Raw genomic sequence first — 24,464 nt, forward strand, 5'->3', positions numbered from 1 at the left:
TTCCTGCCGGTTTACTCCGGTCCAAGAGTATCTCTTTTTTCATTCCTGTGGCGCATATAGTTGGCCACTTTCTGGCCGGCTGTTTTCATCTGCTGTCCGGTATTTTTAAATTTATGCAGAGTGGTGGACTTGGATTTGATGTTCGGCTTCATGTCCGGATTGATATTGCCCCGCTTGACGGAAGTGGCCCTGATTTTTTCCGGATGGAGGGAAGCCCGGAGCACCGCCATGGTACGGGCCGGTTTCAGATCTGTATCAAAGCTGTAAATATCTACTGCTGCATAGCCCAGTTTGGCATACCAGTGGATGCAGATGTGGGATTTGGGTCCATAGGCAGCAGCAGTGATTTCATCATCGCTTTCATGAAAAAAGGTGTCCTTTACATCCATGCCGATCTTCTCTGCCGCATCAGTGAGCGTGTGAAGAGCGGTTTGGGAAGAGTCGATAGAATCTGTACTGCAGTTGTAGCAGTCAATCAGTAAATGTTTTCCTATATAGTTATCCATGCTGTGTTCCTTCTCTAAAAATTCTTTCTTTCTGTGTCTGATTATAACAGAATTTTTAATTTCATGCAGTAATATTTTTGCAATTCATTTGCATTTTATAGGCCGGCTGCTTTGAGAAAAGAAAATAATTGAATAAATAAACGCTCAAATGCAAAAAATACAGAAAAATACGACATAAATTTTATTTTTATGCAGAAAATGTTTGACCTGAAAGGAAAAATGCTATAAAATTGATAAAAATATACAAATTAAATTCCTCATTTATGCAGTTTATTCAGCTTTCAAAACAGAGGACTTACGTTTCAGATCAAGGAGACCGCTTATGAAAAGATATAGAATTATGAAAATCAAGGAAATTATACAGAATCAGGTCATTGAGACTCAGGAAGAGCTGGCGGAAGCTTTAAGGCAGGAAGGCATTGCTGTCACCCAGGCTACTGTGTCCAGAGACATCAAAGACCTGATGCTCATTAAAATTCCCTATAAGAATGGACATTACCGCTATGCACTTTCCAATGAAAAACAGAGTGTCATGTCCAAGAGCCATACAGCCATCCTTTTCCAGGAAGCCGTAGTGAAAATCGACTCTGCCATGAATATGGTGGTGCTGCATACCATTCCCGGCTCTGCCTCTTCTGTGGCGTTTGCGATTGACCATTCCAAGAATGATGTCATCATCGGCACTCTGGCAGGAGATGATACGGTGCTCATTATCCTGAAAGATCCGCAGGATGTGCCCGTACTGCTTTCCCATATCCAGGGCATGCTTAAGTCCTGAGGCGGTGAGCTTATATGCTGCAGAGCCTGCATATCATTAATTTTGCCATCATTGAAGACACAGTCATTGACTTTGACCAGGGAGTCACTGTGTTTACCGGGGAAACAGGAGCGGGGAAATCAATTCTTATTGATGCTTTGGCCATGCTCACCGGAAGACGTGCCAGCACGGAACTCATCAGGACCGGTGCTGATTTCTTCAAGGTAGAGGGGGTCTTCTACGCTGACAGCTCTATTATTGATGAACTGAAGGAAGAGGGCATCGATACAGATAACGGACAGATTGTGATTTCCCGCAGACTGAACCGTTCAGGCCGGGGCTTGTGCACCATCAACGGCAGTTTCTGTACCGTGCGCCAGCTCCAGAAGCTGGGCAAAAAGCTGGTACGGCTCCATGAACAGAACGACAATATGGAGCTTCTGTCTATTCCTTTCTGCGAAAGGATGGTGGATTCCGGAACAAAGGCAGCGGCCGATGCCTATAGCTCGTATCGTGAATCCTACAAGGAATGGAAAAAACTGAAAGACGCACTGGATGACTATAAGGAACGCAAACAGGAAAGAGAAAGGCGTCTCGACATTCTGGAGTGGGAGCTGAATCAGATTTCTTCTGCCGGCCTGCAGGAAGGAGAAGACGAAGAAGTCGAAAAAAAGCTGCAGGTGCTCCAGAATCATGAACGGATTTTCCGGTCTATCCATAATGCCCTGGACACTATGACTGCCGACGGCGGTCCCCAGGATGCCATTGCGGAAGCAGATAAAGAAATGTCCCAAGCAGCCCGGTATGATGAGTCCCTGAACCCGATTCTCGAATCTCTTCGTTCTGCTTCCTTCGGGCTGGAAGATGCTATCAGCAGTATGGAAGACTACATTTCCAATTCTGATTTTTCTGAAGAAGAACTTTCTTCTCTTCAGGAACGGAATGAAGTGATTATGGAGCTGAAGCGAAAATACGGCCCCTCCCTGGAGGATGTACTCAAGTATGAAAAGAAAGCCAGGGAAGAGTATGATTCCCTGAAGGAAATCATATATGACAATGATACCATCCGAAAAAATTACGAAGAGCTGACCGGCCTTCTCATGAAAAAGGCGGAAGTACTGAATGAGGAAAGAAAGAAATCCTCGGAAGTCATCCTGAAAAAAGTAACCGCCTCCCTCCGGGACATGGGGATGGAAAATGCAAGAATGAAACTGCATCTGCTGCCTGCCAAAGAACCTGTACCTAACGGTGCAGCAGAGATGGAATTTTATTTTTCCGCCAATATGGGAGAGCCTCTCCGAAGCATGAAGGATACCGCTTCCGGCGGTGAAATTTCCCGTATTGCACTTTCCATTGAAATGGTTATTTCCCGCATGCTCCGGCAGCAGACGCTTATTTTTGATGAAATCGATGTAGGAATCAGCGGGAAAGTAGGCCTGCAGGTGGCAAGGAAAATCGCACTTCTGTCCCGCTCCATCCAGGTCCTCTGCATTACTCATCTGCCCCAGACGGCCTGCGCCGCAGACAGGCACTATAAAATTGTAAAGTCTGTCTCCCATGGCCGGACAGCAACAAGGGCCGTACTCCTTAATGAAAAAGAGCACCTGTCGGATATTGCTCTTATGATTTCCGGAAGCGACTCCTCTGCCAGTGCTTTGGAATCAGCGGTGGAAATGAAAAAAAAGGTAAAAGAGGCACCGGTTTAATTTCGGGATTCAATCAGTGTTTTCCTGCATGAAAGTGAAAGGCAGAAAAATCAGTCACCGATTTCTATCGATATTTTTTTAAGAACAGGCAAAACGCCCATGACCAATGAGGTCATGGGCGTTTTAGTATGAAATGGACGAAACGGCAGTGCGTTATTTATTGATCACAATGGTAGAAATATCGCCATCACCGGCGGTATCTTCAGAAGGGGCAGGAGAGGAAGCAGGCGCAGCCGCTTTCCCCGCTGCTTTAGCTTTAGCTTCCGCTTCTGCCTTTGCTTTGGCTTCTGCTTCGGCTTTTGCTTTTTCCTCGGCAATCCGTTCTTTTTCTGCTCTGGTCAGGTAAACGGTGTAGCGGGGCTTTGATGATACAAGAGCATTGATTTCAAAGAGACGGTTCCAGGGGAAGTCGGCGGATACGGTAGCGGGATCCAGTCCCATTTTCTTCTTCGCAAATTCCTGGATTTCTGCAATCATTTCTTCTTTGATGGCAGGCGTCGGAATCATGTCATTCGTTTCCTGTTCTGTGAGACGGGTTATATTTTTGCGTACATTGGCCTGGTAAGCCCAGTTATCAATATACTGCTCCGTGAGCATATTTTTATGATCCTGTTCTGTCATATCCGGTGCCAGCACCGCCTGGGCGATGGCGTAGCCAATGGTATTGGATGCGGTATTCCAGCCGTTGTAAGCGGCAACTTTATAGAGAAGGTTATCCTTAAGCATGAGATTCATCAGTGTATTGTCAGAGCCGTTGGCAAAATATACATCCACCATGGAAACAGGGATGCCTCTGTCGGAAATCTGTTTCACTTCATTCATGAAATCGGTGGTACTCTGTTTCAGCATGCCGAAATTACTGAACTGGCCTGATTCGCCGGTGGAAGCAATGGGGGTATTGACGGCAAGAACGATGTCCGGAATATTTTTGCCTGCCATGGTGCCGCCTACGGCTTCAATATGTTCGCTGATGGTTTTTCCGATGGGCTGATTTTCATAACTGGGAACCGTATTTTCTGCTCGTCCCAGGGGATAAATAACAGTAAAGGAAGGCTTCAGGTGGAGGCTGTCATTATGGTAGCGGGCAATGAGGAGAAGAGCCAGCTGGTCAGCACCGGGGAAGGAACCGTATCGGGAAGAAGGAAGGCTTTTGGCATCCACTGCCAGATACCGGGCTTCCAGGGCAGACTGTGAGTTTTTGCTGTTGTCATCATGTCCTTCACAGAAATAGGTAAAGACTCCGCTTTTCGTATCCTTGATGAGCATGCGGTTAATGGTATTGTTCTTAGTACGCCGTTTGAACCAGTCCTGCAGATATTCCGCAGGAATGGAAAGTTTCAGGGAAAGAAGCTCCGAAGCTTCTTCTGTGGTGATTTTTCCCGCATCCATTTTATCCTGCAGGCCGGAAAGGCGATAGAGGTCATTGCCGTACTTGGTGTAGTAATAGGGCTCTACTCCGCTTCCGGAGGCATAAGGGGTACGCATGATAGTACCGAAAGCATAAATCGGGGTTTTCGGATACTGGGAATGAAGCGCCTTGATTTTATTTTCTCTGGCCATCAAAGTAGTCAGGGATTCATTATGTTTTCTTGAATCAACCAGGCCGCCGTAAATTAAGGAATCGGTAGAAAGAACAGCAGCATCGGCCCGATTCATATTCTGCTCTATCCAGCGCCAGATCTGGTCCGGACTGCCGCGGAAATTCCTACCGGACAGATACGCCCTGGGCGGTGTCAAAATGGTATATCCTGCTTTTTCCGCTGTGGAAACTGTATAATCCAGGCTCACAGGGCGGTCGTCCTGGGGAACCAGAAGGATGGTCTTGGCTTCCGCCACACTGACAAAGGCGGAAAGGCAGGCGGTCAATGCAAGAAGACAAAATTTCTTATGAAAAATCAATGGTTTATACCTCCCGTATCTATGAATCAATCTGTATTATTATATCATGGGTAAATTGGGAAGAGTAAACGAATTTTTAATATATGAGGAAGTCCCGGTTCCGATTTAACTTTTCAGAGCCTTTTCTGCGGCCGTGCAAAGCGCAGAAGTATCTATGCCGGTCAGTATTCCGGCCGGAATCTTTCACAGTATACATGATACCTTTTGAATTGTGCATCTTTCTATAGAGGTTTTCTGATATTGCATAAGACTTTTTTACAACTTTCAGAAAAGATAATAAAAACAGGGATAACGAAAGTCTGCAATAAACAGGCGGCTGCGATACAACAATGGCAGGTCTTTTAAGATTTTAAAAGTTGATACTCGCCATACAGCATGAATTTTTATCAGGAATTCCGGTCAGCATAGAAATATGAAAAATTTTAAAAAATTTTTCACATAGCCGTTCACAACCGGACTGCTTTTTCTATATATAAAGCAGAGGGACATAAAAGACTGCGGAATGGAAAGAAGTACTCCATAAATTTCCAAGCTGGCCATAGGGAATGCAGGTATGGAGAACGGACAGCCATGAGTTAACTCCTTTTATTCCCTCCCTGATCAGGCAGAAAAATATCAAACATCACAGGGAAATCCGGAAATGAAGCTCTAGATTTGCAGAAATGACGGGAGTTCCTGCCTGGCGCGAGCCGTCGTACTTTGTACAGCAGCGGCTGCTAGCCATGCAGACACCGAACTCATTGGGCAGAACAGGCGAAAAATACCGGATTCCCTTGTGATGTTTTTTGCTGACGGATAGTAAAGCTCCCGATAAAAATCAAATCATATAATTCATTGAGGGGAAAAGAGAGATTATCTCTATATCAGTAAGAGAAGGATGAAAAACCTTATGAGATAATGAATTCGATTTCCCGTGGGCACTTCTTCACGTTTGCGGTAAGTAAAAGAGAAGGGAAAAAGAAATCACCAGGAAATTTTACTTTTCGTTTCTCTGTTTTGGGAAAGCTGGCCGGAGACAATAGAAGCAGGTAAATAAAAAACAGAATACAAAAAGCAATAAGGAAAAGCCGTCTCGGCACTTTCTTTACATCAGTGCCAGTTTAGAACAGCAATTCTGCCAATGGGAAGGTCAGACTGCGGACACCGTATTGACCGGTTGTATGGAACCGGGGAATCTTCTGACAGGCTTTTCTGCTTTTGACATGGGTGGACTCTTTTATACAGGAGCTTTTTATAAGGAGGATACAATGCGGTCATTCGTAGAAGAGAGAAAGCCATAGAGTATTACAGGGAAACGCTGCAGGCAGGTTATGCTCCTGCGGCAGTTGAATGCTGCTCATACGAGTCAGATGAACAGAGAAAGAATGATTTAATCAATCAGTGGGCTGACTGGCAGAAAATGATCTGGGCTGCATGTAAATATGAACAGGGAGTGGAGCAGCCCTAAGAGAAAGCGGTGGAATGGTACCGGAAGGCTGCAGATCAGGGAGATACTGACGCAAAGAAGAAATTATCGGAGCTGGGTGCCAATTAAAATTAAATACAGGAAGCAATATAAAATAACATAAGAAAAGAATACAGGACAGGGTGTTTTCATAGGCATCATGTCCTGTATTCTTTTGAAGCACTGTCTCATTGACAGCATGGAATATCTTAGGCATTTTATTCAATGAGGAGTTCCTTTCCGAGAAGGGATTATATGCTGCGACATGGGCCGGCCTTGCAGATGAACAGTACTTACCGGTACATGAAGCACTCCTTTCCTGCATGGAGATTCTTCACCTGCCATGCAGAATGGCGGCAGGGCAGGTGAAAATTTTTAATAAAGACCCTGCTTCCCTTTGAAGGCAGGTGCCGCAAAGGGGTAAAGTTGATATACGGGGCAGCATACAGAAATGATACTCTCATATGGATGGAATGCCAGACGGCAGCCTTGGCTGGTCTGCAGTAAAAGCGGCGTCCTTTTTTATTCTTTTCCTTCTCCGTGATATATAAAAAAGCACCCCTGCGGGTGCTTTGCATCTGGCGGAGCAGGTGGGATTCGAACCCACGGGCCCCGAAGGGCTAACGGATTTCGAGTCCGCCTCGTTATGACCACTTCGATACTGCTCCATATGAAATTGGGATCAAAGTCCCTTATCTGCGCCGATGGGAGAAGAAATCATCCAATAAGGACTGGCATTCTTCCTGCAGGACACCGGATTTTACCTCTATGCTGTGGTTCAGTACAGAAGAAGAAACAAGATGAAACCTGGAATCTATGGCTCCGTACTGCGGGTTGGGTGACCCGTAGACCAGCCGGGAAATCCTTGCATTCAGCAGGGCGCCTGCGCACATCGGACACGGCTCTATGGTAACATAAAGACAGGCGTCCGTCAAACGCCATGTTTTCAGGAAGCGGGCTGCTTTTCGAATGACTAGGATTTCCGCATGGGCTGTGGGGTCCTGATCCTTTTCTTTGCAGTTATGGCCGGAAGCAATGATGAGATCCCTGTAAACGAGAACCGCGCCGATGGGGATTTCTCCTTCCGCCGCTGCTTTTTCCGCTTCTTCCAGGGCAAGCTCCATGTATTCTGTATCTGTCATATTTTTCTTTATCCTCAGAAAAAATCCGATCACGATTCCATTTCATTTTTCATGATCGGAGGCTGTATTTATTCATGTGCTGCGATTACCAGCTGCAGCATGAAAAATCGCAGAAGATCCTTTTTTCTAAAAATATGATAATCAAAGTGGAAATAAATAGCAAGGCAGGGTACAATACATACAGGCTAATCCTATTTTTCTAATGGAAGGTGAATTTGATGGCAGAAGAAAAAAGAGTCAATCTGAAAGCAAAGAAGTTTGAAGCGTATATCCAGAAAAATAATATGAATTTCTTCAATAAAAATGAAGTTCATGATGAAGCGGATACAGTGGTTTTCCAGTCTAATATTAAAGTAGAAGGACAGACCATTCCCATGGGCATTATTACGGATAACACCATTTATACCATTATCCGCGTACAGGTGGGAAGCCAGCTGATCAAAGACAAGAACAGAGTGAAATTCCTGGAATACCTGAATACCCTGAACAGAAGCTACAAGGTCTTCAAATATATAGCAGCAGAAGACGGATCCCTTTTCCTGGACTGCTGCCTGCCCAGCACCAATGACAGCTTTGATCCGGAAATCGTCCGTGTCGTGCTTGATGTGGTGGTGGACCATCTCAATACGGAATACAAAAACATTATGAAGGAAGCTTGGGAATAAGAAAAGCGGCCCCGGGGCGAGAACCCCGGGGATTTTTTTATTGATAATGATAATATCCAGTAGTCATTGAGAATAAAAGGTGATAGAATTAAACATGAAAATAAGAATGAGAATTGAGGATCTTTTATGGCTATGGAAAAACAGAACTATAAGTGGAATATCAAAATCCATAGGGAAGGGAAGGAAGTACCTTCTTTCTTTTCGTCCTATGGGATTCCCCGAGAACTGGCCCGTATCCTGATCCATAGAGGAATAGACAGCGAGGAAAAGCTGTCTCATTTTCTCTATGACGACCTGAGCTGCCTTTCGGATCCCTTCCTGATGAAGGGAATGAAGGAGGCGGTGGACAGGATACTGAAAGCTCTGGAGAGACATGAAAAAATCGTTGTGTATGGAGACTACGATGTGGACGGCATTACATCCACTTCTATATTGTATCGATGTCTGATATCCTTCGGAGCAGATGCAGGATACTATATACCCCAAAGGGAAAAGGAAGGCTATGGGCTGAATAAGAATGCGCTTCTGAAGCTTTCCGGAGAAGGGTATACTCTTCTGATTACGGTGGACTGCGGTATCAGCTCTGCTGCCCTGATCGGGGAAGCACCGGAAGGGCTTGATATCATTGTGACGGATCACCACACGCCGCCGGAGGTTCTTCCCTCCTGTGTAGCCGTGCTGAATCCCCACCAGAAGGACTGTCCCTATCCCTACAAAGAACTGGCAGGGTGCGGTGTGGCCTATACTCTGTGCCGCGGACTGTGTCTGAAAAAACTGGGAAGGGATTATGATGATACAGTAGAGCTGGCGGCTCTTGGCACCATTGCGGATGTGGTTTCACTGACCGGAGAAAATCGGATCATTGTAAAAGAAGGGATGAAGCGTTTCATCGGGACGAAGATCAAAGGGCTGGCAGCCCTTCTGAAGGCGTCCGGCATTGTACACGAAGATACAAAGGAAATCAAAAGGGCAGACCAGGTATCCTTTGGTCTGGCACCTCGGCTGAATGCAGCGGGCCGCATTGCCCATGCATCAGAAGGGGTCCGCCTGATGACTACGGAATCAAAGGAAGAGGCGGAAGCTCTGGCGGGCCGTCTTTGTGAAATCAATCTGACACGGCAGCAGATTGAGCGTGAAATCTTTGAACAGGCCAGGAATCGCATTGCAGAGCTTCATATTGAAAAGGATATGGCTCTTGTGGTAGATGGAAAGGACTGGCATCCCGGGGTAATCGGTATAGTGGCTTCCCGCATTCTGGAATCCTTCCATCGTCCGGTTTTTGTCATTACCGTAAGGGACGGTATAGGCAAGGGGTCCTGCCGCAGTATTTCCGCTTTTAATATTTATGAGGCTCTGTCAGCTCAGTCAGATCTTCTGCTCCAGTTCGGCGGTCATAAAATGGCAGCAGGATTCTCCATTAAGGAAGACAATATTCCGGAATTCCGGCGGCGTATGAATGCCTATGCAGGACAGGTCCTGACGGAAGAAGACTGTATTCCTGTACTGGATGTGGAAGAACAGCTTTCCATGGAAGATATCAGTCTTGATTTCATTCATTCCTTGGATCTTCTGGAACCCTGCGGTGCAGATAACCCCAAGCCTCTTTTTGCCATGAAGCACGCTTTCGTGGAAACAGCCCGTCATATGGGGGCGGACGGACGGCATTTCAAGTGTCAGCTGTCCGGCAGCAGCGGTCTGGTAGATGCCATATTCTGGGGCGTAGGGGATGAAAATCCCTGCCAGGCCGGGGATGTGGTGGATCTGGTGTTTGAACCGGAAGTGCACGAATGGTATGGGGAACATGTGCAGCTGATCGGCAGGGATATCAGAGAGGAACCGATGAACCTGCTGGACAGAGATTATCTGGCGGATGTATACAGGAAGCTCATGGTTATCCTGCGGAATATGGCTAAACCGGTAAGAGAAGTCCATTATCTGATGAAGAAGAAATATGATTTCGAACCGGTTAAGTTAGGCATGGCGCTGGCGGTTTTTGAAGAGCTGGAGATCCTGTCCCGATTCAGCAGGAATGGAGAGGATTTTTACCAGAAGAGGATAATAAACAGGAAGCTGGATTTATTATCTTCTTCCGTTTACAGGAAACACAGGGCTCAGGGAGGTGGATGGAATGGATAAGAGCATGGAAAACGAAAATGTGCAGGCCGCAGAACCGGCAGAAAAGCTGCCGATCAAACCCGCCAATCTTCAGGGGGTATTCAACAGGAACCTGAATGAAGAAACCATTCATACAGATGCATCGGCTTCTACACTGGCAGAATTTTTGATTCACCAGGAAGAATATGTGGAGAAGCAGAAGCAGAAAAAGGACTGGGGCGGAGAGAAGGAAGAGGAATACAAGCGCCTCATTGATAAGGTAAAAACCTATATCAAGGATCCCAAAAGTCTGGATGCCATCCAGGAAGCCTATGAGCTGGCGGATAAAGCCCATGCCTCCCAGGTGAGGGCTACGGGAGAACCCTATATTATCCATCCTCTGGCAGTAGCCTATATTCTGGCGGAACTGGAAATGGATGCCCAGGGCATCATCGCCGCCCTTCTGCATGATGTGGTGGAAGATACGGAATATTCACTGGAAGACATCAAGATGATGTTCGGGGAAGAAGTGGCCTTTCTGGTAGACGGCGTCACAAAGCTGTCCCAGTTCCACTATAAGGATAAGGAAGACCAGCAGCTGGAAAATTTCCGCAAGATGTTCCTGGCTATGGCCAAGGATATCCGGGTGGTGGTTATCAAACTGGCAGACCGTCTGCACAACATGAGAACCCTGGGGGTATTCCGCAGGGAAAAGCAGCAGCGCATTGCCAAGGAGACCATAGAAATCTACGCACCCCTGGCGCACCGTCTCGGCATATACAATATCAAGTGGGAACTGGAGGATCTCTGCTTCCATTACCTGCATCCCGATGAATACTATGATCTGGTCCGCCAGATGAAACAGAAAAGGAAGGCCCGGGAAGAAATCGTCAATGATACCATGCGGGTGCTTCATGACCATATCGAAGAGGCCGGCATTAAGGCGACCATTACCGGCAGGCCGAAGCATTTCTACAGTATCTACAAGAAAATGAAAAGGGATAATAAAGATTTATCCCAGATTTATGACCTTTATGCAGTGCGGGTTATTGTCGATACCATTCCCCAGTGCTATGCGGTCCTGGGGATTGCCCATTCTCTGTGGAAGCCGCTGCCGAACCGTTTCAAGGATTACATTGCGGTGCCGAAACCCAATATGTACCAGTCTCTTCATACCACTGTCATCGGCACCCGGGGACAGCCGGTAGAAATCCAGATCCGTACCTGGGAAATGCATCATATTTCCGAATACGGCGTAGCTGCCCACTGGCGGTATAAGGAAGGCAAGCAGGCGGGCTCCAAGGATTTTGATGCGAAGATCAGCTGGCTCAGACGAATTCTGGAATGGCAGGATACAAGCAATCCCAAGGAATTCATGAATGCGCTGAAGCTGGATGTGTTCTCTGATGAGGTCTTTGTCTTTACGCCTAAGGGGGATGTCATCAATCTTCCGAAAGGCTCTATCCCCATTGATTTTGCCTACCGGATTCATACGGAAGTGGGTAACCGCTGTGTAGGGGCCAAGGTCAATAATAAAATCGTGCCTCTGGATACGAAGCTTAAAAACGGAGATATCGTTTCCATTATTACTTCCAAAACAGGGAAACCCAGCTATGACTGGATCAATATGGTGGGAGCGGCGGATTCCAAGGCGAAGATCAGAAGCTGGTTCAAGAAAGAAAACCGCGAGGAAAATATTTCCCGCGGCCAGGAAGCGCTCATCCAGGAAGCAGATCGTCTGGGTTATGAATGGAAGAAACTGATTGCCAAAGACCGGCTGGCCCAGGTGGCTAAGACATTCAATAATATGAGCACGGAGGATATGCTGGCTTCCGTAGGATTTGGCGGGGTGGCTGTCAAGAGTGTCATTCTGAAGCTCACGGAACTCTACAAGAGGGAAGTGAATGCCCAGAAGCCGACAGCCCAGAAGACAGCCAAAGCCCTGGAAAACCTGAAGATGCGGAGCGTAAAGACCCGGTCTAATAACGGCATCCTGGTGAAAGGGGAAGAGGGGCTGGTGGTGCACCTGTCCAAATGCTGCAATCCTGTACCCGGTGATGACATTGTAGGCTTTGTCACAAGAGGACGGGGCGTTTCCGTTCATCGGGCAGACTGTCCCAATGCCATTAATTTCCCGGACAAGGACCGCATGATTGATGTGTCCTGGGAAGAACAGACGAACAGCATGTTCCTGGTAACCATTGAAGTAATCAGCTATGACAGGACAGGCCTTATGGCGGATATCCTGGCAGCCCTGACAGAAATGAAGCTTTCCGTATCCAAAGCGAATGTGAAGGTTGAAAACAACGGCATGGCAGTCATGCATCTGGGAATCCAGATCAAAGATCTGCAGCAGCTGGATTATATTATGACGAAAATCAGAAGAATCAAGGGCGTCCACTCCGTGCGGCGCATGCATTCAGTACAGGGAGATTGATGATGAGAGCAGTTGTACAGCGCTGCAATTGGTGCAAAGTCGATTCAGAGGGGACAGAAGTTTCCTCCATAGGGAAAGGGCTGTCCGTCCTTTTAGGAGTAAAGAAGGGGGATACGGAAAAGGATGCTGCCTATATAGCAGACAAAATCCTTCATCTTCGTATTTTTGAAGACGAAGCGGGCAAACTGAACCTTTCCCTGCTGGATACAGGAGGAGAGCTTTCTATTGTATCCCAGTTCACTCTTTACGGAGATGCCCGGCACGGCAGGCGTCCCAGTTTTACAGAAGCCGAGCTTCCCGACAGGGCAGATGATCTGTACAGAAAGGTAGTGGAAATCTGCAGGGAAGCGGGAGTCTCAGTAGGAACCGGACATTTCCGTACTTATATGAAAGTGGCCCTTGAAAATGACGGGCCTGTCACTATTCTTCTGGACAGTGAAAAGAATTTTTAAAACCGGAGTTTTACATGATGAAGATTATGTACATGGTTCTTGGACCATTTATGACAAACACATATATCCTGTACGATGAGGGAACCATGGAGGGAATTGTAGTGGATCCATCCTTCTCGCCGGAGCAGTATATTCGGGTTCTGCAGGAAAAGAAAATCCGGCTCAGTTCCATTTTCCTGACCCATGCCCATGTAGACCATATGGCAGGCATGAACGCGCTGAGGAAAGCATTCCCGGAAGCGCAGATGTACATGGATAAACGGGATCAGGGAGGGCTGCGGAACGCAGATATGAATTTATCGGCCATGTTTCCTTCTCCTACTCTGGTGGCAGATGCGGACCGGTGGGTCAGGGATGGAGATATCATCCATGCCTGCGGCACTTCTTTTCAGGTGATTGATACGGCGGGGCATACACCCGGAGGAATTTCCTTTTATGCACCGAAAGAGGGTATCGTCTTTACCGGGGACTCCCTGTTCCAGGGATCTGTGGGACGCACGGATTTTCCCGGCGGAGATTTTAAAGAACTCATCGGAAATATCAGGAAAAATCTTTTTGCTCTTCCTGACAGTACAGTGGTTCTTTCCGGCCATGGAGACAAGACCACCATTGGGGAAGAGAAAAGGAACAATCCTTTTCTCCATGGAGGATCCCTATGAAATGGGGCGTTGAATTCTGGCTGAGGGTGGCGATTGCCGTTTCCTTTGCAGCATTGATCATTGCTGCACCGTCTGTTCTGTTTCCCTTTATCGTGTCCCTGATTATTACTACGCTTCTGAACCCTGTGGCCCATGCGGTATATGGACAGGCCCAGAAAATGGGAATCAGGCATTTTCCTTACGATTTTGCTATTCTCTTTTCCTTCGCCTTGTTTATAGCAGTGATTTATTTCATTGCCGTTCATATTTTCGTTCCTTTCATTTCGGAATTCCAGGAATTCATCAAAAGCGTACCGGGCATGCTTCTGGCAGTGCAGCAGGCCATACCGGAGCTGGAAAAAGAGTACCAGCTCAGTCTCATGCCGCCGGAAGCCAAATCTCTTCTGGCCCGCATTCTGCAGGATATCGGTGAATATACCCTCAAGATTGCTTCCTTCAGCCTGTCAGCAATCTTTACTTTTGCCAGTACGGTGGTTGAACTGATCGTAGTGCCTTTTATCACTTTCTACATGATGAAGCGGGGCGGGTATTTTGTGAATGCATTCATCCATATTTTCCCCGACCGTTTTCATCATCATCTGGAAGAACTTTTTAAAGAAATCCATTTCGTGCTGAATGCCTATATTCGGGGGCAGCTGCTTTTATCCACGCTTATGGCCATTGTGGTTTTCATAGGCATGTGGTCTCTGAATATTCCTTATCCGCTGGTCATCGGTCTTCTGGCAGGGATTGTGGAAATGATTCCCCTCATCGGGCCGATTATTGGAGCTATCCCTCCCATCCTTCTGGGGCTTCTGCAGGGGACAGCCGTCATGCTTCAGGTTATTGTTTTCTACATTATCGTGCAGCAGGTGGATGGACATTTTGTCATGCCCAAACTGATGGGAAGCATTATCAATGTTCATCCGGTGGCCATTATTGCCGGGGTTCTCATCGGAGGAAGAATATTCGGCGTGCTGGGGATGATGATTGCCGTTCCCCTGGTGGCAGTGCTGCAGATCCTTCTGAAGCATATGTGGTTTTATGACAGATATAAAAATGTAAGATAATGGAGGGATTATGCGAAATATGAAAAAGTCTACGGTTATGAATACTCTGAAAAAGAAAATCAGGGAACATAAGTATAAGTTTACTACCCAGCGCCAGATTATCCTGCAGGCTTTTCTGGACAGCAAGGAAAACCACATGAGCGCAGAAGATGTATATGCCATGGTGCGGGATGAAAATCCGGATATCGGACTGGCTACTGTATACCGCTCCCTGGAACTTTTCACTCATCTGGAACTTTTGAAAAAACTGGATTTTGGGGACGGCCGGAGCCGGTATGAATTAAACGACCATAACCTGTCCCATTCCCATCACCACCTGATCTGCCTTGGCTGTGGAAAGGTAACGGAATTTTCCTATGATTTCCTGAACGAAGTGAAGGATAAAATCAAGAAGGAAAACGGATTTGATATTGTAGACTATCAGCTGAAATTTTACGGATACTGCAGGGACTGTGCCAGCAAGAACCAGAATCTGTAAAGGGATACACCCGAAGGGCGTAAGGATTGACGGGTCTAAAGAGCCCGAAGTTTGGCGCCAGAGGCGTATCTAATTTCAATTTGCCAACATACCCTGTAAGATGGTACAATTTAGTTTGTTAATGTACCCGGATGGGAAATCTATCCGGAAGAATGCCTTTGCAGAGAGAAATCTGCAAAAATTAAAGAGGTGTCGTTATGCAGGCATTAAAAGGAACCCATGATATTCTGCCTGAAGAAGTGTATAAGTGGGATTATATGGAGGGAGTCATCCGGGATGTATGCGCCCGGTATGGATATAAGGAAATCAGGACTCCTATTATTGAAGCGACAGAGCTTTTCCAGCGTGGTATCGGTGATACCACCGATGTAGTAACGAAGGAAATGTATACCTTTACGGATCGGGGAAACCGTTCGGTAACCCTGCGCCCGGAAAATACAGCTTCCGCAGTCCGTGCCTATCTGGAACACAAAATGTATGGAGACCAGCAGGTACATAAAATGTTCTATATCGGATCCATGTTCCGCTATGACCGGCCTCAGGCCGGAAGGTACCGGGAATTCCATCAGTTCGGCCTGGAAGTGCTTGGGGCTTCTTCGCCTTTGGCTGATGCGGAAGTGATTGCCATGGCCTGTGAAATTTTCCACAGGCTGGGACTGAAAGACCTGGATCTTCACCTGAATTCCATCGGTGATAAGAACTGCCGTCCTGCTTACCGGAAAAAGTTGATTGAATTCTTTGAAGCAAAGAAGGACCAGCTCTGTGATGACTGCAGGGAAAGGCTCTACAAGAATCCTCTCCGTATTCTGGACTGCAAGGAAGAGGGCTGCCGGAAAGCTTCCATAGGAGCTCCGGAAATCACGGATTATCTCTGTGATGAATGCCATGCCAAATTTGAAGCAGTCAAGCACTACCTTGACAGACTGGGCATTTCCTATACCGTTGATCCCCGTCTTGTAAGAGGCCTGGACTACTACACCAATACAGCTTTTGAAATCCAGTATCCGCCTCTTGGCGCCCAGAGCGCTGTCTGCGGCGGCGGCCGGTATGACGGACTGGTAGAAGAAATCGGAGGCCCTTCCACACCGGGCATCGGTTTTGCCATTGGACTGGAACGTCTTCTCCTGGCTTTGGAGATGCAGCATCTCATTCCTGAGCCCAAAGCGCAGAAGAGAGTCTATATTGCTGCCCTGGGAGAGGAAGCCGTAGCGGAAGGATTCAAGATTCAGGAAGAATTAAGGGGTCTTGGCGTACTTACTGATATGGATCTTCAGGGAAGAAGCCTGAAGGGACAGATGAAGCAGGCCGGAAAGCTGAATTCCCAGTTTACGGTTATCATCGGAAGCAACGAACTGGAAAAAGGTCAGGCTGCCGTAAAGAATATGGATACCGGAACGCAGCAGGATATTCCCTTTGCAGAAGTAGCCGGTTTTATTGCAAAAGAAGAACATAACTCCTGAGAGTTGTCATTCTTTTATATATTATTTTTAAAGAGGTGCTCTAATATGGAAACAATGGCAGGGATGAGAAGATCCTGCGGATGCGGTAAAGTAACAGAAAACGACTGTGGTAAGGAATTAACTCTGGCAGGCTGGGTAAATACCCGCCGCGACCATGGCGGACTGATTTTCATTGATCTTCGTGACAGAAGCGGTATCGTACAGCTGGTATTAAGCCCACAGTACGGTGAAGAAGCTTTCCACAAGGCTGAAGGCGTAAGAAGCGAATATGTACTGGCAGTCAAAGGCAAGGTTCGCGAAAGAAGCGAAGACACTGTCAATCCGAAAATGAAGACCGGCAAAATAGAAGTCGTTGTTTCTGAACTCCGTGTCCTGAACAAGGCCAAGACTCCGCCATTCTATGTGGAAGACGGCATTGATGTAGATGAAAATGTCCGTCTCAAATATCGTTATATCGACCTGAGACGTCCGGAAATGCAGAACCATCTCATCATGAGACATAAGATTGTCCATGAAATGAGAACCTTCCTGGATGAACATGATTTCCTTGAAATCGAAACTCCGATGCTGACAAAGAGCACCCCGGAAGGTGCCAGAGACTATCTGGTACCAAGCCGTGTCAACCCGGGCAAATTCTATGCTCTTCCCCAGTCCCCGCAGCTCTTCAAGCAGCTGCTCATGGTTTCCGGACTGGAAAGATATTTCCAGGTAGCCCGCTGCTTCCGTGATGAAGACCTCCGTGCGGACCGCCAGCCTGAATTTACCCAGCTGGATATGGAACTTTCTTTTGAAGATCAGGATTTCATTCTGGACCTGATGGAACATATGATGCAGAGAGTCTTCAAGAAGGTTCTGAACAGGGATATTGAAATCCCCTTCAAGAGAATCAAATGGGACGATGCCATGAATCTTTACGGCTCCGATAAACCGGATCTCCGTTTTGACATGCATTTCTATAATATTTCCGACCTGCTCCGCAATACGGGCTTCAAGGTATTCCGCTCCGTTCTTGACAATGGCGGCGTAGTGAAAGCCATCAATGTAAAGGGCGATGCCGGTATTCCCCGCCGTGAACTGGACGGTCTGGTAGACTATGTAGGCCACTATGGTGCAAAAGGTCTTGCCTGGATCGGCTTCAATGAAGACGGCACTCTGAAATGCCAGATTACCAAATTCCTGGGCGAAGACAAGATTCGTGAAATCGGAAAAGCCTGCGAAGCAGAAAAGGGAGACCTTGTACTGATCATTGCGGATAAGCCGAAGGTAGTCGCTCAGGCTCTGGGCGAACTCCGTCTGGAAATGGCACGCCGCATGAACCTCATTGATCCCAATGAATTCTGCTTCCGCTGGGTAACTGACTTCCCTATGTTCGAATACAGCGAAGAAGAACACCGCTATGTCGCTGAACATCATCCTTTCACCGCACCTCGGGATGAAGATGTACAGTACCTCCTCACAGATCCTTCCAAGGTTTATGCCAAGGCCTATGATATGGTGCTGAACGGCGTAGAAGCCGGCGGCGGCTCTCTCCGTATTTACCAGGAAGACCTGCAGGAAAAAGTATTCAAGGCCATCGGCATTTCCCAGGAAGAAGCAGAGCAGAAGTTCGGCTTCCTGCTTGATGCATTCAAGTATGGTGCTCCGCCGCATGCAGGCATTGCACTGGGCCTTGACCGTCTCGTCATGCTCATGCTGCACCTGGATTCCATCCGCGATGTCATTGCCTTCCCGAAGACCCAGAGCGCTATTGATCCGCTGACCCAGGCTCCTTCCACCGTTGCTGATAAACAGCTGAAGGAACTTCATATCAAAGTAGATATCAAGAAAGAAAAAGATCTCTTTGAAAAGGCATAAATCTTTGTCATCATCTTGTAAAATGATAGGATTTTTGCTACACTATCTGTAAAGAAACCCTGCTGTGCACGTCGTGCCTTCTTATTTTGAACCAACACCTTTATAACGGGAGTTCAGCGCTGATGAGGTGAGTCAATGCCCCGAAAGGGGACTGTTCAAGAAACCTTGTCTCAAGAACACCCACCTGCAATTATGCAGACTCAAAATACGGCAATAAACGACATGGTGGGGCTATCAACAATCAAGCCGTCAAGATTTTCTTGGCGGCTTTTTTGATGAGCTTCTGCATTGGATGAATCACCGGCGGCATAGACCTCTGTTTCTGCCGTCAGCGGCAGTGCGTCTATGGAAAATCTGTTTGATTTTTCTTTCCATCCATGGGATAATATAGGGGAAACATTTGTATTTGAGTGAGGTTATCATGGACTCTTTATTCGATTATGATAATGGAAAGACCGTTTCTTATGCTCCCCTGGCCGACCGCATGCGTCCGGACCGTCTGGAAGACATCCTGGGACAGGAAAGGGCAGTGGGGAAAAATTCTTTTTTGTACCGCATGATTGAAAAAGATACGATTCCCTCTATTCTTCTCTTCGGACCTCCAGGGTGCGGCAAAACGACCATTGCATCAGTCATTGCCAAAATGACGGAGAGCCGTTTTGTGAAGCTTAATGCGACAGCCAGCGGCACAAAAGATATCAGAGACGTAGTGTCCCAGGCGAAAGAGGATCTCCGCTATTACCGCAGACGCACCATTGTGTTTATTGATGAAATCCATCGTTTCAATAAGGGGCAGCAGGATCTGCTCCTTCCTTATTTGGAAGATGGCACTATCATCCTGATTGGCGCCACCACTGAAAATCCTTATTTCGAAATCAACAGACCTCTTCTTTCCCGTGTGCGCCTGATTCATCTGCAGGCCCTTCCGGAAAGTGCGGAAATCCAGATCCTGCGTCGTGCCCTTACGGACAAGGAAAAGGGGCTTGGAAGCTATGGCTACCAGGCAACGGATGATGTGCTGAAGATGATTTCCTCCTATGCCTCCGGTGACATACGGATGGCTCTGAACCTGCTGGAGCAGGCATCTTCCCTGCTGCCTGTGAACGGAATGCTTACTGCAAGGGAAGTGGAAGAAGTTGCAGGGGAACATCTATCTGTATATGATAAGAACAGCGACTATCATTATGATATCGTTTCCGCCTTTATTAAAAGCATGCGGGGCAGTGATCCCGATGCGGCTCTTCATTATTTGGCCCGCATGATTGACGGGGGAGAAAAAACTTCTTTTATTTCCCGGCGCATTATGATCTGTGCGGCAGAAGATGTGGGGCTGGCCGATCCCCGGGCTCTTTCCGTAGCGGTGGCAGCAGCGCAGGCTGCTGAAATGGTCGGATTTCCGGAAGCCAAGATACCTCTGTCGGAAGCGGTGCTTTACATTGCACTGGCACCCAAGAGCAACAGCGCGGTGGTGGGCATTGACAGGGCCATGGATGAAGTCAAGACAAGAACGGACTGGTCTATTCCCGACTATCTGAAAGATGCCCATTACAGCGGAGCCAGGGAGATGGGTCATGGAAACGGATATCTCTATCCCCATGATTTTGGCGGATGGGTGAAGCAGCGCTATCTTCCCAGGGAACTGGAAGGGCATGTTTACTATAAGCCCATCAGCAATGGAGAAGAAACAATGATTTCCAAACGCTGGGAAGAACGGAGAAATAAGGGAAATACCGGTGGAAGCGGTAAAACCGGCCTCCATGACTGAGAAAGCACTGATTCATTCATAGAGCCTGCTTTTATAAGAATTTTTGTGCACTGCCGCATCATGGGGCTTCTTAAACAGACCGCTGTTTGCATTGTTCTATTTCTTGCATTGCATAAAACTTCAAGAATAAAAACAGACAATGACTTAATCAGCGATTCCTTAAAGACCGGAAAGCCCGATTATGGATAGGTCTCAAAAACAGGAGTGAGTTTTCGACAGTATGAAAAAAAAGACCGTTTCCGCCAGAAGGCGGAAAAATAATAGATCAGGAAGTTATGAAATATCAGGAATTGTCATCTTCTGCTTTGGCATTTTTGTATTAATCAGCCTCTTCAGCGAAGGTACAGGAATTATGGGAAAATGGGTCAATGACGGTATCCATTTTCTCTTTGGGCTGGGCAGTGTTCTTTCCGCCCTGTTCCTTATTCTGTTTGGCGCCCGATATGCCCTGGCATCCCGGGGGATTGCCGCGAACCGGCGCAATGTGCTCCTGGGGGTTTTGTTTGTTCTCTTTCTCTGCCTGGTACACCATTACTATGTACCCCAGGGAAGGGAAATGGATATTTCGGAAATCCTGCAGTACGGCGGGGTGATTGGCGGAGGACTGACCGCCTTTTTCCATCTGGCTCTGGGAGAAATCGGTACGACCATCCTTCTTCTGGGTCTGTCGGTGGTGGATATTCTTCTCCTGACCCACTGGTCCCTGTCTGAAGGAGCGGAAAAGGTGGGAACCAAAGCGCAGAAAATCAGCGCAAAGACAGGGGAAAAGCTGGGCGGTATGGCCCAGAAGATCAAGGAGCGGAAGGCTTCGCTGGAAGCAGCCCGTTCTGCTGCCAGACTGGAAGTACTGAAAGATAAGCCCACGGAATTTATCTTTAAAAAGAAAAAGACAGAAGCAGAAGAGGCAGAGCCGGAATCTGAACCGGCAGAGGAAGAAAAGGAAAACGAAAAGGCAGTTTCTTCTCCGGAAACGGAAGAAGCTCTTTCCCCGGCAGAAGAAAAAGAAAAAGAAACAGAAACAGGAAAGGATAATCCTCCGGCAGCGGAAGAGCCGGAAGATTTCGTGATGCCGCCTCTCCCTGAAACAGAAGAACCGGAAGAGGCGCCCGCTCCGGAGCCGGAAGAAGCACTGCCTTCCGAGAAATCGGAGGAAGAGCTGCAGCCTTTGCCGGAGGAGAAAAATACAGAGGAGGAAGCGGTCAAAGAAGAGGGAGAAAAATCTCCTGTCCGGCCTCCTGTGACAGGCATTGTGAAACAGGAATACCGGTTTCCTCCCTTATCTCTGCTCCATACAGAAGGTGCCAAAGGAGAGAGTGGAAGCGATGTAAGTAAGAATGCGGCACTTATTGAATCCACCCTTAAAAGCTTCGGCGTCATGGCTAAAGTGATTCATGCCAGCGTAGGGCCTACGGTGACCCGTTTTGAGCTGCGCCCGGAAGTCGGGGTGCGGGTGAGCAAGATTGAAGGACTGTCCAATGAACTGGCCATGGCTCTGGCAGCCACCCATATCCGTATTGAAGCGCCCATTCCGGGAAAATCAGCAGTGGGGATTGAGATTCCCAATACCCGTTCCGTAACCGTACCTCTTCGGGATGTGCTTGACAGCAGTGAATTCAGGAATGGGAAGGGCCATATTCTTGTGGCTTTAGGCAAGGATATTACAGGCAAGCCGGTGGTAACCGACCTTGCTAAAATGCCTCATCTTCTGATTGCCGGTTCTACGGGATCCGGGAAATCGGTGTGCATTAATTCCATTATCACCAGCATCATTTACCACAGCCGTCCGGAAGATGTCAAGCTGATGCTGATTGATCCCAAGGTGGTCGAGCTTTCGGTATATAACGGCATTCCCCATCTTCGCACGGAAGTCATTACCAATATGAAGAAGGCGGAGGGAGCATTGAACTGGGCGGTGCGTGAAATGGAAGCCCGCTATCAGCTCTTTGCAGGAGCCAAGGTCAGAAATATTGAGGGCTATAACAAGCAGAATCCGGATAAGAAGATGCCCTATATTCTTATTATTGTAGATGAATTTGCAGACCTTATGAATGTGGCTGCCAAAGAAGTGGAAGTCCTTATCCAGCGTTTGACCCAGAAGGCCAGAGCCGCCGGTATTCACCTGATTCTGGCAACCCAGCGTCCTTCCGCCGATGTCATTACCGGCGTCATCAAATCCAATATTCCAAGCCGGATTGCGTTCATGGTGGAGTCTGCCCTGAATTCCCGCATTATTCTGGATGAAGGCGGCGCCGAAACACTTCTTGGCAAAGGGGATATGCTTTTCAAACAGGCCGGTGCACTGACTACAGTCCGTGTGCAGGGGGCTTTTATTTCTGATGAAGAAGTGGAAGCTGTGGTGGATTATGTAAGAAAAGAATGCCTTGAGCAGGAAAAAGCACCTGTCAAATATGAACCTATCGACCTTTCTGTACCGGAAAAGGAAGAATCGGGACAGACGGAGGAGGAAGAAGAACAGGACGAGCTTTTACAGGAAGCAGCGGAATGGGTGCTTGATACGAAAAGAGCTTCCGTTTCTGCTCTGCAGCGGCGTTTCCGCATCGGCTACACCCGGGCGGGGAGGCTTATGGATTCCATGGAAAGGCTGGGAATTGTAGGTCCTGCCGAAGGGGCTAAACCCAGGGAAATCCTTATGGATAAGAACAGGGCGCAGCAGCTTTTTGAAGAAACCAGGGAATCCGTACAGGAAACGAAGGATGAAACGCCGGAGCCGGAAAAACAGTAAAACAGTAAAAGAGAGGACTTTCGTCGGGAACCCTGTTCTGCATATCCGGCTGCAGGAAGCTTTTTCAGGAAACTGCGCTTTTCACTATCCCTTTTTCTCATGCTGTGGAAGTATGATATAATTTTGCAAGAGGTGGTTCCATGAAACGACTGGCTTCTGTTTTTTTGTTTTTACTGCTGGCTGCCCTTGCATTCTGGGGAATTCTCCGCTTTGCACGGCAGCAGGCGGAAGTGAAGGCAGAAAAGCTGTATCCATCGGAGTATGTAACGGTGTATACAGATATGCCGAGCGGCATGCTGGAAGCGCTGGGCGACACTTTTTATCATGACAGCGGACTTAAAATGAATGTAGTGTACCAGTCTAAATCCCAGCTTCTCAAGTCGGGAAGCGGAAGTGATTCCATGCCGGCGGCAGATTTATACATTACATCCCAGGATATGCTCATCAGGCTGAAAAATGAAAAAATGCTTTCTCCCTATGCCTCTGCCCAGACAGATACTGCATTGAATCTGTTTAAAGATGAAGAATGCTATTGGACCGGTCTTTGGGTGGATCCGGTAGTTTTTGCGGTGAATGAAGACTATGCAAAGAAACATCCCGCTTTTGCCTACAACTGGAATGAAGTGCTGGGGCGCAGTTCCCTCCGTCTTTCCATGACCGACTTTATTGCGGCGGATATGGCAGAAGACCTGCTGATGTGCATGGCAGAACATTTTGGCATTGAACAGACTTTTTCCCTGTTGGGAAAAGCCCAGAAGCATATTGTGCAGTACGGGAAATATCTGTCTACCCCTTCCCGTATGGCCGGTATGGGAAAGTGCGATATCGGCATTTCCGGACTGAATGAAGCCATTCGAAGCCAGAAGGACAAAATGCCCATTGTGATTATGTATCCGGAGGACGGATCGCCCTGGTATCTTTTCGGCGCCGGCGTTTCATCCGATGCAGCCCATCCTGACCGGGCGCAGAAACTTCTGAACTGGCTTCTGACTTCTTCCGAATATAAAGAACAGATGGAAGAAAACCAGTATTATTATATTTATGTCAATGATTTTACAAAGGAACCGGACAGCGACGGCCATTCGCTGGACTTCTGGAATCTGGAAAAAATGTATTTTGATGAAGGAAAGAAAGATCTTCTTACCCAGTGGGGAGAGAAGATCCGTTTTGGAGGGACAAATAGTTGAGTAAGAAGAAACTTGGATTTATCAGCCTGGGATGTTCCAAAAACCTGGTAGATACGGAAATGATGGTAGGTATTATGGAAAAGGCAGGCTATGAGCTGACAGAAGATCTGTCAGAGGCCCAGGTCATTATCATCAATACCTGCACCTTTATTGATCCCGCCAAGGAA

General features: G+C 47.5%; 17 protein-coding genes, 1 tRNA gene, 1 other RNA gene and 1 pseudogene. 16 read left to right on the forward strand and 4 right to left on the reverse strand.

The window, feature by feature from the left end; translation table 11 throughout:
- Positions 1–11: 11 nt before the first annotated feature.
- A complete protein-coding gene (locus tag ACI4N7_RS05030; RefSeq protein WP_439732271.1) occupies positions 12–506 on the reverse strand; it encodes an S-adenosylmethionine decarboxylase family protein in 495 nt (164 codons plus the stop codon).
- A 322-nt stretch (positions 507–828) separates the two neighbouring features.
- Here ACI4N7_RS05030 and argR point away from each other — a divergent pair, with 322 nt between their 5' ends.
- Together argR and recN are read left to right on the forward strand one after the other, a co-directional pair.
- Positions 829–1,284 carry an arginine repressor gene (argR, locus tag ACI4N7_RS05035; protein WP_439732272.1) on the forward strand — a complete coding sequence of 152 codons (456 nt, stop codon included), beginning with the start codon at positions 829–831 and terminating at the stop codon, positions 1,282–1,284.
- 14 nt (positions 1,285–1,298) lie between these two features.
- On the forward strand, positions 1,299–2,969 hold the full coding sequence (recN, locus tag ACI4N7_RS05040; protein ID WP_439732273.1) for a DNA repair protein RecN: 1,671 nt from the start codon (positions 1,299–1,301) through the stop codon (positions 2,967–2,969).
- A 153-nt stretch (positions 2,970–3,122) separates the two neighbouring features.
- On the opposite strand, the gene ACI4N7_RS05045 is transcribed toward recN, so the two are convergent.
- From ACI4N7_RS05045 to tadA, 3 genes are all read right to left on the reverse strand, one after another.
- The gene (locus ACI4N7_RS05045; RefSeq protein ID WP_439732274.1) at positions 3,123–4,868 is read right to left on the reverse strand and encodes a DUF4127 family protein; all 1,746 of its coding nucleotides are present in this window, start codon (positions 4,866–4,868) and stop codon (positions 3,123–3,125) included.
- A gap of 2,023 nt (positions 4,869–6,891) precedes the next feature.
- Positions 6,892–6,980 (reverse strand) — tRNA-Ser (locus ACI4N7_RS05050).
- A 24-nt stretch (positions 6,981–7,004) separates the two neighbouring features.
- Positions 7,005–7,454, reverse strand: a complete 450-nt coding sequence (gene tadA, locus ACI4N7_RS05055; protein ID WP_439732275.1) for a tRNA adenosine(34) deaminase TadA — start codon at positions 7,452–7,454, stop codon at positions 7,005–7,007.
- 218 nt (positions 7,455–7,672) lie between these two features.
- Here tadA and ACI4N7_RS05060 point away from each other — a divergent pair, with 218 nt between their 5' ends.
- The 14 genes and pseudogenes from ACI4N7_RS05060 to ACI4N7_RS05125 form a co-directional block, all read left to right on the forward strand.
- Entirely contained in the window at positions 7,673–8,119 is a 447-nt protein-coding gene (locus ACI4N7_RS05060; RefSeq protein ID WP_439732276.1) for a histidine kinase, read from the forward strand.
- A gap of 126 nt (positions 8,120–8,245) precedes the next feature.
- Complete coding sequence (gene recJ, locus ACI4N7_RS05065; protein WP_439732277.1) at positions 8,246–10,255, forward strand: single-stranded-DNA-specific exonuclease RecJ; 2,010 nt, start codon at positions 8,246–8,248, stop codon at positions 10,253–10,255.
- The gene (locus tag ACI4N7_RS05070) at positions 10,248–12,650 is read left to right on the forward strand and encodes a RelA/SpoT family protein (RefSeq protein ID WP_439732278.1); all 2,403 of its coding nucleotides are present in this window, start codon (positions 10,248–10,250) and stop codon (positions 12,648–12,650) included. Before recJ ends, ACI4N7_RS05070 begins: the two co-directional genes overlap by 8 nt.
- Before the next feature lie 2 nt (positions 12,651–12,652).
- Positions 12,653–13,102 carry a D-aminoacyl-tRNA deacylase gene (gene dtd / locus ACI4N7_RS05075; protein ID WP_439732279.1) on the forward strand — a complete coding sequence of 150 codons (450 nt, stop codon included), beginning with the start codon at positions 12,653–12,655 and terminating at the stop codon, positions 13,100–13,102.
- Between the two features lie 50 nt (positions 13,103–13,152).
- On the forward strand, positions 13,153–13,761 hold the full coding sequence (locus ACI4N7_RS05080) for an MBL fold metallo-hydrolase (protein WP_439732280.1): 609 nt from the start codon (positions 13,153–13,155) through the stop codon (positions 13,759–13,761).
- The gene (locus ACI4N7_RS05085) at positions 13,758–14,810 is read left to right on the forward strand and encodes an AI-2E family transporter (protein WP_439732281.1); all 1,053 of its coding nucleotides are present in this window, start codon (positions 13,758–13,760) and stop codon (positions 14,808–14,810) included. The genes ACI4N7_RS05080 and ACI4N7_RS05085 overlap by 4 nt, the downstream gene beginning before the upstream one ends.
- A 10-nt stretch (positions 14,811–14,820) precedes the next feature.
- Positions 14,821–15,288, forward strand: a complete 468-nt coding sequence (locus tag ACI4N7_RS05090; protein WP_439732282.1) for a Fur family transcriptional regulator — start codon at positions 14,821–14,823, stop codon at positions 15,286–15,288.
- A gap of 197 nt (positions 15,289–15,485) precedes the next feature.
- Entirely contained in the window at positions 15,486–16,748 is a 1,263-nt protein-coding gene (hisS, locus tag ACI4N7_RS05095) for a histidine--tRNA ligase (RefSeq protein ID WP_439732283.1), read from the forward strand.
- A 45-nt stretch (positions 16,749–16,793) separates the two neighbouring features.
- The gene (gene aspS, locus ACI4N7_RS05100) at positions 16,794–18,602 is read left to right on the forward strand and encodes an aspartate--tRNA ligase (RefSeq protein ID WP_439732284.1); all 1,809 of its coding nucleotides are present in this window, start codon (positions 16,794–16,796) and stop codon (positions 18,600–18,602) included.
- A gap of 53 nt (positions 18,603–18,655) precedes the next feature.
- Positions 18,656–18,838: non-coding RNA, 6S RNA (gene ssrS / locus ACI4N7_RS05105), on the forward strand.
- 185 nt (positions 18,839–19,023) lie between these two features.
- The gene (locus ACI4N7_RS05110; RefSeq protein ID WP_439732285.1) at positions 19,024–20,367 is read left to right on the forward strand and encodes a replication-associated recombination protein A; all 1,344 of its coding nucleotides are present in this window, start codon (positions 19,024–19,026) and stop codon (positions 20,365–20,367) included.
- A gap of 220 nt (positions 20,368–20,587) precedes the next feature.
- Positions 20,588–23,110 carry a DNA translocase FtsK 4TM domain-containing protein gene (locus tag ACI4N7_RS05115; RefSeq protein ID WP_439732286.1) on the forward strand — a complete coding sequence of 841 codons (2,523 nt, stop codon included), beginning with the start codon at positions 20,588–20,590 and terminating at the stop codon, positions 23,108–23,110.
- Positions 23,111–23,250: 140 nt separating this feature from the next.
- A complete protein-coding gene (locus tag ACI4N7_RS05120; protein ID WP_439732287.1) occupies positions 23,251–24,297 on the forward strand; it encodes an ABC transporter substrate-binding protein in 1,047 nt (348 codons plus the stop codon).
- A pseudogene (locus ACI4N7_RS05125) lies at positions 24,294–24,464 on the forward strand (30S ribosomal protein S12 methylthiotransferase RimO); the annotation flags it as partial. The gene ACI4N7_RS05120 and the pseudogene ACI4N7_RS05125, both read left to right, overlap by 4 nt.

It is taken from the genome of Dialister sp., from assembly GCF_051885895.1.
Taxonomy (GTDB): domain Bacteria; phylum Bacillota; class Negativicutes; order Veillonellales; family Dialisteraceae; genus Dialister.